Below are 13,930 nucleotides of genomic sequence, written 5' to 3' on the forward strand. Positions count from 1 at the left end.
CCTCCTGGATGCCGTGGCCGGGTTCCGGGGATCGTCCCGGGCCGGTTCGGCACCATGCGTCATTCGCGCCCATGCCACTGTACGGCCGCGCCGCGCGCCCACGGCGGGCCGGTGCGGACGGAGGCCGAAGGGGCGACGGTCCGTGGTCGTACGCCCGCCAACCGGCTACGGAACGTGACGGCGTGTCCCGTCGGGAGAATCGGTTCACCGCTCCGGGCCCGCCCTAGCGTCAGCCGCGCAGCGAACCCTCGGCACGGCACAGAGAGGCCAGACCGTCCATGCGCGTTCCCCCTGTTCCCCCGCCCCGCCGCCCCCGGGCCCGGCGCCTCCTCTCCCTCCTCACCGCGACGCTCCTGACGGCCGGCGTGAGCGCAGCGGCGGCCTACACCCCGAGTGCCGCCGCGGACCCCGCCCGCCCCGAGGCGAGGAAGGCGCCCCGCGCCCTGCAGCCCGTCCGCGTGGAGGGCGCGTGGCGCAGCACCGGGCCGAGCGGTGAGCAGTCGGCCCGCGTGCAGTGCCCGGCCGGCTACTACGCGACGGGTGGCGGCGCCGACACCGACGGCGGCCAGCCCGCCCTCTCCACCTCGATCGCCGTGCCGCAGCAGACCGACACCGCCGACGGCTGGTCCGTCACGGCGCGCAACTACAGCACGCAGGGCGGCATGAGCATCCGCGCCTACGTCGTCTGCGACCAGGCGGCCCACTCCGTACGCCAGACCACGACCTACGGTGTGCCGGGCTCCACCGTCGGCGACGCGGTGGCGGCCTGTCCCGCGGGAACGACCGCCAGCGGCGGCGGCCACATGGCGATCGGCATCGGGCCAGGCGACCAGTCCGTCTTCCTGATCCAGGACTCGGGCCCCGTCGGCAACGACCGATGGCGGGCCGAGGGGTACAACCACGCGCTCGACGAAGGTTTCATCACCGCGCAGGTGATCTGCTCCACCCAGCCGCACGTCGTACGGCTGGGCGAGCCGTACCGCACGCCGCACAACTACATCGGCAGTTCCATCGCGACCTGCTCGTCGGCGACGAACGAGGTGCCCACCGGCGGCGGCCAGTTCGTCGGCCTCCAGGTCTATCCGCAGGAGTCCCTGCCGACGCCCTGGGGCTGGAACGTCGCCGCACGGAACACCAGCGGCTCGCCGCAGGACGTCGGCGCCGTGGTGATCTGCCGCCCCCTCGGCTGACCGGCACCGGTCCCGTCAGGTCTCGTCCCGCGGGGTTGCCGCCAGGTGCTCGCCGGCGGCAACCCTCCCTCCCGTTCCTCACACGATCGGATGAATGTGGGGCGAAGGTGGCGGTAAGGGCGGTGAGGGCCGCTAAATTCGCGCCGTTCCAGGAGGGTCCACACGAGGTTCCACCCGGGCCCGGAAGGCAGGAGACCGCACAGCTGATGACGGAACGACCTCCGCAGCGCATCCCGAACCGCCAGCTCGCCGCGCTCATCGCGGAAGCCGGCTTCTCCAACGCGGGCCTGGCCAGACGGGTCGACCAGCTAGGCCTGGAGCACGGGCTCGACCTGCGGTACGACAAGACCTCCGTGACCCGCTGGCTGCGCGGCCAGCAGCCCCGGGGCACCACGCCCGCCCTCATCGCCGAGGTCTTCACCCGCCGCCTCGGCCGCCGTCTCTCCGCCCAGGACCTCGGTCTCGACGCCTGCGCGCCGGTCTACGCGGGCCTGGAGTTCGCCGCCTCGCCCGAGGAGGCGGTCGACATCGTCAGCGGCCTGTGGCGCAAGGACTCCGGCAGCCACGCCGAACTCCGCAAGATCGCGTTCACGCCTGCGGGCCTCGTCGTCCCCAGCCGGGACTGGCTGATCGGGCGCGCCGACGACCGGGTGGCGCGGGGCGAGCCGCCGGCGCCGAACGGCCGGCTCGGTCCGGACGGCCGGCTCGCCCAGGACCCGCGCGTCCCGCCGCAGGGCCGGCTCTCCGTCCCCCGGCAGCGCGGTACGGACCGGGGGCCCGGGCAGCGGGTCTCCAGCGGCGACATCTCCGCCCTGCGCTCGGTCGGCGAGCTGTTCCGCACCCTCGACCACGCGTACGGCGGCGGCCACGCCCGCCAGGCCCTCGTGCGCTACCTGGAGCACGAGGCCGAGCCGATGCTGCGCGGCACGTACGGGGAGTCCGTCGGCCGCCGCCTGTTCGCCGCGGCCGCCGACCTGACGCGCCTGGCCGGCTGGACCTCGTACGACATCGCGGCGCACGGACTCGCCCAGCGGTACTTCGTCCAGGCGCTGCGGCTCGCGCAGGCGGCGGGGGACCGGGCGTACGGCTCGTACGTCCTCATCACCATGAGCCGGCAGGCCGTCTACCTCGGCCACGGGCGCGAGGCCGTGCAGCTGGCCCGGGTCGCCCAGCAGGGCGTCGGCTCGGCCGCCCCGCCCGTCGTCCAGGCCCTGCTGCACTCCGTCGAGGCGCGCGGGCACAGCGTGCTCGGCGAGGCGCGGGCGTGCGGGGCCGCCCTCGCCCGCGCCGAGCGGGCCCTGGAGGCGGCGAGGCCCGGGGACGACGTGCCGTACTGGGCGCGGCCCTTCGACGAGGCGCAGCTCGCCGACGAGTTCGGGCACTGCCACCGCGACCTCCAGCAGTACCGCGCCGCCGCCCAGCACGCCGAACGCTCCCTCCAGCTCCGTGCCCCCGGCTTCGCCCGCAGCCGGCTGTTCTGCCGCGTGGTCCTCGCCTCCGCCCGCCTCGGCCTCGGCGAACTCGACCAGGCCTGCGCCCTCGGCGCGGAGGCGGCCCAGCAGGCCTCCGAGATGCGCTCGGCGCGCGCCCTGGAGTACGTACGCGACTTCGAGCGCCGCCTGGAGCCGTACCGCGACGCGGCCGCGGTCCGTACCTACCGCGACCGCGTGGCGGCGATCGGCTGAGCCGTACGGTCCTTACGGACTCCTAGGCCGCGACCTCCGCCGGAGCGCCCTGCGGGACCGGGATGCCCAGGTCCGTGAGGAGCGCGTGGGCCGCGCGGTGCGCGGAGGTGAGGGCGCCCTGCGGGGTGGACGTGTCGCGGTGGTCGCCGCAGACGTAGAGACCGGCGAGCAGCCGGACCGGTCGGCGCGGGTCGTGCGGCGGGGGCATCGCCGGGATCGCGTCGGGCGTGTGGTGGAGCGCGAGCAGCTCCCACTCGTCCGTCGACGTCCCGTACAGCGTCGCGAGGTGCTTGCGCACCCGGCGCTCCATGTCGTCGGGCGGGGCGCCCAGGACCGTCGAGGTGACCAGGGCCCGGCCGTCGGGCGCGCGTGAGGGGTCGACGGCGCTCATGACCGCCGAGTGGGCGACCGGGCCGCCCGGGTCGGACTCCAGGAGAAGCACCGGGTCCCGCGTGGGCGGCTCGGGGGCCGTGTGGTGCAGGACCGTCACCGCGTGGAAGGCCGGCAGCCGCAGCCCCGGCAGCAGCTCGGCCGCCGTCCGCGCGCCCGTCGCGAGGATCACCGAGCGGCAGCCGAACACCCCGTGCTCCGCCGTCTCGACCCGGTCGATCCCGACCTCCGTGACCCGCACCCCGGTCCGTACCGTGCCCTCCGGGAGCGCCGCCGCGAGCAGTTCGGGCAGCATCCCCGAGCCGCCCTCCGGCACGGACAACCGGCCCCGGGCGAACGCGCGCAGGGCCAGGTCGGCGTAGCGGCTGGACGTGCCCAGGTCGGGGTCGCCGAGCAGGGCCGCGACCAGCGGCCGCAGCACGCCCTGGACCGTACGGGCGGGCAGCCGGGCCGTCAGGGCCTCGCGCGCGGTCCGCTCCTGACGCGTCAGCAGGCGCTGCACGGGGGTCGCCGCGAGCCGTGCCAGGGACGCGCCGAGGCGCGCCTGGTCCAACGAGGCCGCCGGATTCCGGGGGGCGCTCGCGAGGGCGCGCGCCACCGTGTACGCGCCCCCCACGCGCCAGGCGGCGTGCGGAGACCCCCACCCCCGGCTGTGCGGCGCACGGCGGCGCGGGTGCGGGAACGGTTCGCCGATCCGCACGTACCGGCCGTCGCTGTGCACCATCGCCCCCGGCGCGAACGGCCGCAGCGTCACCCCGGCGAGCCCCCGGGTGCGGAGCAGTTCCGCGTACGACGTCGTCAGGAGCGGCCCCACCCGGTCGAGCCGGAAGCCGTCGACGTCGTCGGTGACCATCCGGCCGCCGACCCGGGGGCCGGCCTCCAGGACCGTGACGCCGAGTCCGGCGCTGGTCAGCCGGTGCGCGGCCGCGAGTCCCGCGATCCCGGCCCCGACTATGACGACGTCCGTGACGACATCCGTGTGGCGTGCGGTACTGAGCACGTGCCCCTCCCCAGGTCGGCGCGGCTTGGTGGGAGGCCTATGCCCCCAACAGGCCCCCGGAATGCCCTCGTTCGCATTCAGGGCATGCCAGCCTCGGGCAGCCGCGCCCACCCGCGCCAGCGGCGCGCGCGGGGGTGCACGGAGCACGGGGTCGCACCGCCGGAGTCTGTGTCCCGGCCCCAGGCCCGGATCAGGCCGCCGCGCGGATCGACTCGTCGATCGTCGGGAACGCGAACGAGAAGCCCGACTCCAACAGGCGACTCGGCAGCACCCGCTGACTGCCGATCACATCGGTCGCGAACTCCCCGAGCGCCAGGCGCAGCGCGGGCGCGGGGACGGCGAAGAGCGTCGGGCGGCGCAGGACCCGGCCCATCGCCGCCGTCACCTCCCGGTTGGTGACCGGCTCCGGGGCCGTCAGGTTCACCGGGCCGGACAGCGACTCGGTGTCGATCATGTGCCGCAGGGCGGCGACCTCGTCGTGCAGCGAGATGAAGCTCCAGTACTGCCGGCCGTCGCCGAGCCGCCCGCCGATCCCGGCACGGAACACCGGGAAGAGCCGCCCCCACGCGCCGCCCTCGGCGGCCACCACGAGGCCCGTGCGGGCGTACGCGACCCGGATGCCGGCCTCCTCGGCGGGGGCCGCCGCCGCCTCCCACTCCACGCACACCGAGGGCAGGAAGCCCTCGCCGGCGGGCGCGCTCTCGTCCACGGCGCGCGAGCCCGTGTCGCCGTAGTAGCCCAGCGCCGTGCCGCACACCAGGACCTTCGGCGGCTCGGCGAGGGAGGCGAGGGCCTGCGCGATCGCCCGCGTACCGAGCACCCGGCTGTCGCGGATCTCCTTCTTGTACGCCTCGCTCCAGCGGCGCTCCCCGACGCCCGCGCCCGCCAGGTGCACGACCGCGTCGACGCCGACGAGCCCGGCCGCGTCCACGTACAGCCGCGCGGGGTCCCACTCGACCTCGTCGGCGGTCCTGGCGGGACGGCGGACGAGACGGGAGACCTGGTGGCCGTCGGCGCGCAGGGAGCGCACCAGGGCCGAGCCGATGAGACCGGAGGCGCCGGTGACGGCGATGCGGGAGCGTTCCATGCGCCCATCCTGCCCTTCCGGGCCCGCGCGTGGCACAGTGGCCGCCATGATCACGCCGGAGACGCGCATACGCCGGGCCGTTCCCGCCGACGAGGACGCCCTCGGGGAACTCGACCGGTCCACCTGGTCGCCGCTGCACGCCGTGCAGCCCGCCCCCGAACCCCCGTACCGCCCGTTCTTCGACGAGCGGCACCAGCCCGAGGACTACCTGGTGGCGGAGGACGGCGCCAAGGTGGTCGTCGGGTATCTGCGGCTCGTCCCGGCCACCCCGCTCGCCTGCAACCAGCACGTCCGCCAGATCCAGGGGCTCGCCGTGGCCGACAGCGCGCGGGGCCGGGGCGTGGGCCGTGCGCTGCTGCGTGCCGCGTTCGCGGAGGCCCGGCGCCAGGGGGCCCGGCGGATCACCCTGCGCGTCCTCGGCCACAACGCCCCGGCCCGCGCGCTCTACGAAGCCGAGGGCTTCGCCGTCGAGGGCGTCCTGCCCGGCGAGTTCTTCCTGGACGGCGCGTACGTGGACGACGTCCTGATGGGCCGCTCGCTCACGCCGTAGCGGCTAGGGCCTCAACGGGCCCATACCGCCCATCAGTTCGCGCAGGCAGCGCACCGCCAGTTCGGCCGGGGCGCCCTTGCCCCGGACCGGGGCGTCCGTCTCCGCCCAGGCCTCCAGGGCCACCCGGATCGCGTCCGTGGCGGCCGCCGCCGCGAGCCGTACCTCCAGCGGGTCCGCGTCGGGGCCCGCGAGCTCGGCCACCACGACGAGCAGCTTCTCCTCCGACTCCTGGTTGACCCGGTACCAGACCGCCCGCAGCGCCGGGTCCTCGGCCGCCGCCCGCAGCAGCCCGCGCGTCCAGCGCAGCCCCTCGGCGGCCTCCTCGTCGGCCCCCGCGAGCGCCTCGGCGATCGACCGTTCGAGGGCGGCCGGCACGGTCGACCCGGGCTCCGCCGCCGCGAGCGACTCCCGCCAGCGGTCCGCGCCGCCCGCGAGGAGCGGGGCGACGGCGTCCTGCTTGGAGCGGAAGTAGCGGTAGAAGGTCCGCAGCGCGACCCCGGCCCGCAGCGCGATGTCCTCGGCCGTCGTGCCGTCCGGTCCGCGCTCGGTGAAGAGCTCGGCGGCGGCGCGCGCGATGTCGAGCTGGGTGGCCGCCTTGCGGCGCTCGGTCAGGGAAGCGGACCTGGTGGTGGGCCTGGCGGCGGGCTGGGTGCTCACCGTACGAGAGTACGCCCCACCCCTGCCGACATTGCATTTCATGCAACTGTGGCAAAACGTGCCACCTAGGCGTACGGTGTGCTCTGCATCAAGACATCAGAGCGTCGAGACATCAGGGCATCGAGAAGCTCGTCATCGAGAGGTCGGACAGGACATGAACCGCTACGAAGGACGCCGCGCACTGGTCACCGGTGGCGGCTCCGGCATCGGCCAGGCCACCGTGCTGCGCATGCTCGCCGAGGGTGGCCGCGTCGTCGCCGCCGACATCAGCGAGGACGGCCTCAAGGACACCGTCGCCAAGGCCGGCGCCGCCGCCGACCGGCTCACCACGGTCGTCGTGAACGTCGCCGACGAGAGCTCCGTGCGCGCGGGCGTCGCCGCCGCCGTCGCCGCCCTCGGCGGCCTGGACGTGCTGGTCAACGCGGCCGGAATCCTGCGCTCCGCGCACACCCATGAGACCACCCTGGACTCCTTCGAGCAGGTCGTCCGGATCAACCTGACCGGCACCTTCCTGATGATCCGCGAGGCGATCCCGGCCCTCCTCGAGGGCGACGGCTCCGCCGTCGTGAACTTCTCCTCCACCTCGGCGCAGTTCGCCCACCCGTACATGGCCGCCTACGCGGCCAGCAAGGGCGGCATCCAGTCCATGACCCACGCGCTCGCCGCCGAGTACGCCAAGCAGGGCATCCGCTTCACCGCCGTCCAGCCCGGCTCCATCTCCTCGGGCATGACCGACGGCACCGGCGCCAGCCGGCAGAGCGTCGGCCCCGGCCTCCCCGAGGACGCCGACCTCTCCCTCTTCATGAAGCTCGCCCCCGCCCTCGGCCAGGGCTTCGCCGGTCCGGAGACCGTCGCCGGCGTCGTCGCGATGCTCGCGAGCGAGGACGGGAAGTTCATCACCGGCACCGAGGTCCGCATCGACGGCGGCACGCACTTCTGAGGCGCCAAGGACCGGTACGGACCCGGGGTGGGACGGCCCCCGGGTCCGTACCTCTTACGCCGGATCCTCAGCCCGCCAGCGCGCCGAACCGTTCCCACAGCCGCGGGTAGCGCGCCGCGAGCGCCGCGTCGTCCGCCAGGTCGAAGGCCACGCCCTCCGGCTCCGCCGGCTGCGGCGGGATCCCGAGGTCGGGCGCCTCGGCCCCGGTGAGCTGCTCGTACGCCTCGTCGGCGGCGAACCCCAGCTCCTCGCCGTCCCCGTCGATCTCCTCGTCGAAGTCGTCGAGCAGCTCGGCGAGGGCGTCCGGATCGTGCACCGCGCCCTCGAAGACCTCCCGGCCCTGGCCGATCAGCCAGCAGCGGAAGTAGTCGAAGGCGTCGTCGCCCGCCCCGTCGAGCAGCACCGCCGCCGCGCCCCACAGATCCCAGCGGTACGCGCGGTTGTAACGGGCCTCGAAATGGCGGGCGAAGTCGAGCACGGAGTCGGGATCGAGCTGCAGCAGCCGCTCGACGAGCAGGTCGGCGTGTTCCTCGGGATCGCCCTCGGCGGCCTCTCGGGTCGAGTCGATGATCTCCCAGAACTCCGTTTCGTCCATCACGGCATCCAGCATCGACCGTGGGGGAGGGCGGCGCACCCGGAAACAGCCAAAATCAAATCGGACAGGAGATGTCGTACTTTCCTGTCACGCTCCTTCCATGGAGACCGAAACGAAGCCGCTGAGCGGCAGGATCGCACTGGTCGCGGGCGCCACACGGGGCGCGGGACGGGCCATCGCCGTACAGCTGGGCGCCGCCGGCGCCACCGTGTACGTGACCGGGCGGACCACCCGGGAGAGGGTCAGCGAGGTCGGCCGTGCGACCGAGACGATCGAGGAGACGGCCGAGCTGGTGACGGCGGCCGGCGGCGAGGGCGTCGCGGTGCCGACCGACCACCTGGAGATCGACCAGGTCGAGGCGCTGATCGCGCGCATCGACGCGGAGCGGGGCCGGCTCGACGTCCTCGTCAACGACGTGTGGGGCGGGGAGCACCTGCTCAAGTTCGGCCTGAAGATCTGGGAGACCGATCTGACCGACGGGCTGCGGATGATGGAGCTCGGCGTGCGGACGCACGCGATCACCTCCCGCCTCGCGCTTCCGCTGCTGATCCGCCACCCGGGCGGACTCGTCGTCGAGATGACCGACGGCACCGCCGAATGGAACACGCGGTTCCGGGAGAACTTCTTCTATGACCTCACCAAGAACGCCCCGATCCGGATGGCCTTCGCGCTCGCCCACGACCTGAAGGACGTCGGCGCCACCGCGGTCTGCCTCACGCCCGGCTGGCTGCGCTCCGAGCAGATGCTGGCGGCCTTCGGCGTGAGGGAGGAGAACTGGCGGGACGCCATCGAGAGGATCCCCGGCTTCGAGATCGCCGAGTCCCCGACCTACGTCGGCCGCGCCGTCGCCGCCCTCGCCGCCGACCCCGACCGGGACCGCTGGACCGGCCAGTCGCTCTCCAGCGGCCAACTGGCCAAGGTGTACGGCTTCACGGACGCGGACGGCTCCCAGCCGGACGCCTGGGGCTACATGCTCGCCGGCGAGTCGGGCGGAAAGCCGGACGTGGCCGACTACCGGTGACGGCCGACTATCGGTAGAGCGCCGACAGGCCCTCCGCCGCCGCCACGAAACGGGCCCGGAGCGACTCCGGGCCAAGGACCTCCACCTCCGCGCCGAGCGCGAGCAGCTGGCTGAAGGCGACCTCCTCGTTCTCCACGAGGAGCGTCGCCGTCGTCCGGCCCGCCCCGTCCTTCGTACCGCCCGCCAGGGCCTCCTCGGCGGCCGCGCGGTCCGTCACGTACGGCAGGCGGCGCGCGCCCGCCTCCGAGAGCCGCAGCTCGACCTCGGCGCGCAGGATCGAGCGGGCGAACTCCGCCGCGCGCTCCGCCCAGAACGCGGACAGGTCGAACTCCTCGTCCCGTACGAACCGTTCCTCCGTGAGCGCGACCGCCGTGAAGCGGTCCACCCGGTACGTACGAAGGGCCGTACCCGCACGCGCGCACAGGTACCAGACGCCCGCCTTCAGCACGAGGCCGTACGGAGCGAGGTCACGGTCCACCTCGCCGTCCCCGCGGCGGTAGCGGGCGGAGAGCATCCGGTCGTCCCAGACCGCCTCCGCGATCGGCGGCAGCAGGTCCGGCGTGTCCGGCTCCTGGTACCAGCCGGGAGCGTCGAGCAGGAAGCGCTGGGCCGCCGACTCCGGGGCGTCGCGCAACGAGGGCAGCAGCGCAGCCGACACCTTCAGCCGGGCCGCCGAGGCCGCGTCCTCAAGGCCCATGTCCCGCAGCGCGCCCGGCAGTCCGGACAGGAACAGCGCCTCGGCCTCACCGCGCGCGAGCCCCGTGAGCCGGGTGCGGTACCCGCCGATCAGCCGGTACCCACCCGCCCTGCCCCGGTCCGCATACACCGGAACCCCCGCCTCCGAGAGGGCGAGGGCATCGCGCGTGATGGTCCTTTCGGACACCTCCAGCTCCTCCGCCAGCTCGGCCGCCGTCATCGAGGGCCGGGACTGGAGGAGCAGCACCATCTTGATAAGCCGGGCGGCACGCATGAACCCATCATGCGTGCCGCCACTGACAAGCCGGGGGCAGACCCGAGGCCCTTACAGGCCGTAGCGCTCGCGCGCCTCCTTCACAGCCGAGGCCGGGACCTCGCCGCGCCGGGCGAGCTGGGCCAGGGCCGCGACGACGATCGACTGCGCGTCGACACCGAAGTGGCGGCGGGCCGCGTCACGGGTGTCGGACAGACCGAAGCCGTCCGCACCGAGCGAGGACCAGTCCTGCTCGACCCACTGCGCGATCTGGTCCGGGACCTGGCGCATGTAGTCGGAGACGGCCAGGACCGGGGAGTCCACGCCCTCCAGCGCCTTGCGGATGTACGGCACCTGCTCCTCGCCGCGCAGCAGCGCCGCGTCGGCCTCGAGCGCGTCGCGCCGCAGCTCCGTCCAGGAGGTGGCGGACCACACGTCGGCGCCCACGCCCCACTCGGCGGCGAGCAGCTTCTGCGCCTCCAGGGCCCAGTGGATGGCCGTACCGGAGGAGAGCAGCTGGATCCGGGCGGCGTTCGCCGGGAGGTCCAGGCCGGCCGACTCCGCCGTGTTGAAGCGGTACAGGCCCTTGACGATGCCCTCGTCGACGCCGGCCGGCTTGGCCGGCTGCGGCATCGGCTCGTTGTAGACCGTGAGGTAGTAGAAGACGTTCTGGTCCTCGCCCTCGGCGGCCTCGCCGTACATCCGGCGCAGACCCTCCTTGACGATCGCTGCGACCTCGTAGGCGAACGCGGGGTCGTACGTCAGGGCGGCCGGGTTCGTGGCCGCGATGACGGGGGAGTGCCCGTCGGCGTGCTGGAGACCCTCACCGGTCAGCGTCGTACGGCCGGCGGTGGCGCCGACGAGGAAGCCGCGGCCGAGCTGGTCGCCGAGCTGCCACATCTGGTCGGCGGTGCGCTGCCAGCCGAACATCGAGTAGAAGATGTAGAACGGGATCATCGCCTCACCGTGCGTGGAGTACGCGGTGGACGCGGCGATGAAGTCGGCCATCGAACCGGCCTCGGTGATCCCCTCGTTGAGGATCTGGCCGTTGACGGCCTCCTTGTAGTACATCAGCTGGTCGCGGTCGACCGGCTCGTACGTCTGGCCCTTCGGCGAGTAGATGCCGAGCGACGGGAACAGCGACTCCATACCGAAGGTACGGGCCTCGTCCGGGACGATCGGGACCCAGCGCTTGCCGGTCTCCTTGTCGCGGACCAGGTCCTTCACCAGCCGGACGAAGGCCATCGTCGTCGCGACCGACTGCGAGCCGGAGCCCTTGTCGAAGGCGGCGAAGGTCTTCTCGGCCGGGGCGGGCAGCGGGGCGAGCGGCTGCACGCGGCGGGCCGGGGCCGGGCCGCCGAGCGCCGCGCGGCGCTCCTGGAGGTAGCGGACCTCGGCGGAGTCGGCGCCCGGGTGGCCGTAGGGGACCACGCCGTCGACGAACTGCGCGTCGGAGATCGGCAGGTCGAGCAGGTCACGCATGGCCTTGAACTCGTCCGTGCTGAGCTTCTTCATCTGGTGGTTCGCGTTCTTCGACGCGAAGCCCTCACCGAGGGTGAAGCCCTTGACGGTCTGCGCCAGGATGACGGTCGGCGCGCCCTTGAACTCCACGGCGGCCTTGTACGCGGCGTACACCTTGCGGGGCTCGTGGCCACCGCGGGAGAGGTGGAAGCACTCCAGGATCTTGTCGTCGCTCAGCAGCTGCCCCATCGCGACGAGCGCGGGGTCGGAGCCGAAGAAGTCCTGGCGGATGTAGGCGGCGTCGCGGGTCTGGTACGTCTGGACCTGCGCGTCCGGGACCTCGCGGAGGCGGCGGACGAGGGCGCCGTTGGTGTCGAGCGCGAAGAGCTCGTCCCAGGCGTTGCCCCACAGCGACTTCACGACGTTCCAGCCGGCGCCGCGGAACTGGGCCTCCAGCTCCTGCACGATCTTGAAGTTGGCGCGGACCGGGCCGTCGAGGCGCTGCAGGTTGCAGTTGATGACGAAGGTCAGGTTGTCCAGACCCTCGCGGGCGGCGAGTGCGAGGGCCGCCGTCGACTCGGGCTCGTCCATCTCGCCGTCGCCGAGGAACGCCCACACGTGCGAGGACGAGACGTCCTTGATGCCGCGGTTGGTGAGGTACCGGTTGAAGCGCGCCTGGTAGATGGCGGAGAGCGGGCCCAGACCCATGGAGACGGTCGGGAACTCCCACAGCCAGGGCAGACGGCGCGGGTGCGGGTAGGAGGGCAGACCGTTGCCGCCGGACTCCTGCCGGAAGTTGTCGAGGTGCGCCTCGGTGAGGCGGCCGTCGAGGAAGGCGCGGGCGTAGATGCCGGGGGAGGCGTGGCCCTGGATGTAGAGCTGGTCGCCGGAGCCGGCGGCGTCGCCGGACTCCTTGCCCTTGAAGAAGTGGTTGAAGCCGGTCTCGTAGAGCCAGGCCGCGGAGGCGAAGGTGGCGATGTGGCCGCCGACGCCATGCTTGGCGCCGCGGGTCACCATGGCGGCCGCGTTCCAGCGGTTCCAGGCGGTGATCCTGCGCTCCATCTCCTCGTCGCCGTCGATGGCCGGCTCGGCGGAGGTGGGGATGGTGTTGACGTAGTCCGTCTCCAGCAGCTTGGGCAGGGCGAGACCCGCGCCCTCGGCGTGCTGGAGCGTGCGGCGCATCAGGTAGGCGGCCCGGTGAGGGCCGGCGGCCTTGGTGACGGCGTCCAGGGAGGCCGCCCACTCGGCGGTCTCCTCGGTGTCACGGTCCGGGAGCTGGTCGAGCTCGCTCGGAATCTTGCCTACGGGATCGGTCATGATCGCCGCCTTCCGGACAGATGGGGGTGGAGAAGGGGTGCCTTGTCTGGCAGGACAGGGCGAAGGGCCGGGTAGCGGCCCGCCGAAGACTGTAAGCCGCCGATCGATGATCGATCAAAGTGTTGAAGGGAAAAACTTCCCCGGAACCCGAAAGTCGGCACAGGGTGCCGCGAAATCGGGCACCCGGTGCCTTGTTTTCGCAGGTGGGGGAGCGGATGAGGGGTGAGTCGCACGAATGAGCGGTCTGTGGGTGGGGCGGCTTCGAAGGCGCTCGGCACGCGGCCGGGCGGCGCGGAGCTGCCGCTTGGGGGTCGGGGGCGGAGCCCCCGGAAGCAGCATTCCCCACCCCCCCGCCCCGGCAGAGTTTCGGGAAGGGGTGGGGTGGGGGAGGTCCGGGGGTGACCCTGCGGAGCGTTACGCCCGCGGGGCGCAGCCCAGGACGTGGGCCTTCACCAGGGCGCCGATGTTCGGGTCGGCCCGGCGGAAGGCCTCCACCAGGTCCTGGTGCTCCTCCGCGTACGACTTCTGGACCGTGCCCAGCCAGCGGATCGAAAGCGCCGTGAAGACCTCGATGCCCAGGCCCTCCCAGGTGTGCAGCAGCACGCTGTTCCCGGCCGCCTTCACCAGCTCGCGGTGGAAGCCCACCGTGTGCCGCACCTGCGCCGTCCCGTCGGCCGCCCGGTCCGCCTCGTACAGGGCCGCCACGTGCGGCTCCAGGGCCGAACAGTCGGCCGCCAGCCGGTTCGCCGCCAGCTCCGCCGCGATCTGCTCCAGGCCCGCCCTGACCGGGTAGCTCTCCTCCAGGTCGGCCGCCGTCAGATTCCGTACCCGTACACCCTTGTTGGGGGAGGACTCGATCAGCCGCAGCGACTCCAGCTCACGCAGCGCCTCGCGCACCGGGGTCTGGCTGACCTCCAGCTCGGTGGCGATCCGGCGCTCCACGATCCGCTCACCCGGCTTCCAGCGCCCGCTGACGATGCCCTCCACGATGTGCTCGCGGATCTGTTCGCGCAGCGAGTGGACGACGGGGACGCTCATGAAGCCCCTCCTTAAGGGACGCGTTGACACTCAAGACAATACGGCGGCGC

12 protein-coding genes are annotated in these 13,930 nt (G+C 73.4%); 5 read left to right on the top strand and 7 right to left on the bottom strand.

Annotated elements, in window-relative coordinates; genetic code table 11:
- Positions 1–278: 278 nt before the first annotated feature.
- Together ACWCO8_RS30130 and ACWCO8_RS30135 are read left to right on the top strand one after the other, a co-directional pair.
- Positions 279–1,190 (top strand): hypothetical protein, encoded by a 912-nt coding sequence (locus ACWCO8_RS30130; protein WP_451034916.1) that lies wholly within the window; start codon positions 279–281, stop codon positions 1,188–1,190.
- A 206-nt stretch (positions 1,191–1,396) separates the two neighbouring features.
- Positions 1,397–2,875, top strand: a complete 1,479-nt coding sequence (locus ACWCO8_RS30135) for a regulator (RefSeq protein WP_451034917.1) — start codon at positions 1,397–1,399, stop codon at positions 2,873–2,875.
- Positions 2,876–2,897: 22 nt separating this feature from the next.
- Here ACWCO8_RS30135 and ACWCO8_RS30140 read toward each other — a convergent pair whose 3' ends face one another.
- Positions 2,898–4,265, bottom strand: a complete 1,368-nt coding sequence (locus ACWCO8_RS30140; RefSeq protein WP_451034918.1) for an NAD(P)/FAD-dependent oxidoreductase — start codon at positions 4,263–4,265, stop codon at positions 2,898–2,900.
- A gap of 190 nt (positions 4,266–4,455) precedes the next feature.
- The gene (locus ACWCO8_RS30145) at positions 4,456–5,352 is read right to left on the bottom strand and encodes a TIGR01777 family oxidoreductase (RefSeq protein WP_362013474.1); all 897 of its coding nucleotides are present in this window, start codon (positions 5,350–5,352) and stop codon (positions 4,456–4,458) included.
- A gap of 46 nt (positions 5,353–5,398) precedes the next feature.
- Here ACWCO8_RS30145 and ACWCO8_RS30150 point away from each other — a divergent pair, with 46 nt between their 5' ends.
- A complete protein-coding gene (locus ACWCO8_RS30150) occupies positions 5,399–5,902 on the top strand; it encodes an N-acetyltransferase family protein (RefSeq protein WP_451034919.1) in 504 nt (167 codons plus the stop codon).
- Between the two features lie 3 nt (positions 5,903–5,905).
- On the opposite strand, the gene ACWCO8_RS30155 is transcribed toward ACWCO8_RS30150, so the two are convergent.
- The gene (locus ACWCO8_RS30155) at positions 5,906–6,559 is read right to left on the bottom strand and encodes a TetR family transcriptional regulator (RefSeq protein WP_451034920.1); all 654 of its coding nucleotides are present in this window, start codon (positions 6,557–6,559) and stop codon (positions 5,906–5,908) included.
- 154 nt (positions 6,560–6,713) lie between these two features.
- Here ACWCO8_RS30155 and ACWCO8_RS30160 point away from each other — a divergent pair, with 154 nt between their 5' ends.
- Positions 6,714–7,499 (top strand): SDR family NAD(P)-dependent oxidoreductase, encoded by a 786-nt coding sequence (locus ACWCO8_RS30160; RefSeq protein ID WP_451034921.1) that lies wholly within the window; start codon positions 6,714–6,716, stop codon positions 7,497–7,499.
- A gap of 67 nt (positions 7,500–7,566) precedes the next feature.
- Here ACWCO8_RS30160 and ACWCO8_RS30165 read toward each other — a convergent pair whose 3' ends face one another.
- Positions 7,567–8,094, bottom strand: a complete 528-nt coding sequence (locus ACWCO8_RS30165; RefSeq protein WP_384518834.1) for a DUF4240 domain-containing protein — start codon at positions 8,092–8,094, stop codon at positions 7,567–7,569.
- A 100-nt stretch (positions 8,095–8,194) separates the two neighbouring features.
- On the opposite strand from ACWCO8_RS30165, the gene ACWCO8_RS30170 reads away from it, so the two are divergent.
- A complete protein-coding gene (locus ACWCO8_RS30170) occupies positions 8,195–9,115 on the top strand; it encodes an SDR family oxidoreductase (RefSeq protein WP_451034922.1) in 921 nt (306 codons plus the stop codon).
- A 7-nt stretch (positions 9,116–9,122) separates the two neighbouring features.
- On the opposite strand, the gene ACWCO8_RS30175 is transcribed toward ACWCO8_RS30170, so the two are convergent.
- The 3 genes from ACWCO8_RS30175 to ACWCO8_RS30185 all read right to left on the bottom strand — a co-directional run bounded on the left by ACWCO8_RS30175 (position 9,123) and on the right by ACWCO8_RS30185 (position 13,880).
- On the bottom strand, positions 9,123–10,085 hold the full coding sequence (locus tag ACWCO8_RS30175) for a helix-turn-helix transcriptional regulator (RefSeq protein ID WP_451034923.1): 963 nt from the start codon (positions 10,083–10,085) through the stop codon (positions 9,123–9,125).
- A 51-nt stretch (positions 10,086–10,136) separates the two neighbouring features.
- The gene (gene aceE / locus ACWCO8_RS30180; RefSeq protein ID WP_451034924.1) at positions 10,137–12,842 is read right to left on the bottom strand and encodes a pyruvate dehydrogenase (acetyl-transferring), homodimeric type; all 2,706 of its coding nucleotides are present in this window, start codon (positions 12,840–12,842) and stop codon (positions 10,137–10,139) included.
- A gap of 414 nt (positions 12,843–13,256) precedes the next feature.
- Positions 13,257–13,880 (bottom strand): GntR family transcriptional regulator, encoded by a 624-nt coding sequence (locus ACWCO8_RS30185; RefSeq protein ID WP_362013462.1) that lies wholly within the window; start codon positions 13,878–13,880, stop codon positions 13,257–13,259.
- Positions 13,881–13,930 lie beyond the last annotated feature (50 nt).

It is taken from the genome of Streptomyces sp. NPDC001927 (assembly GCF_053594455.1).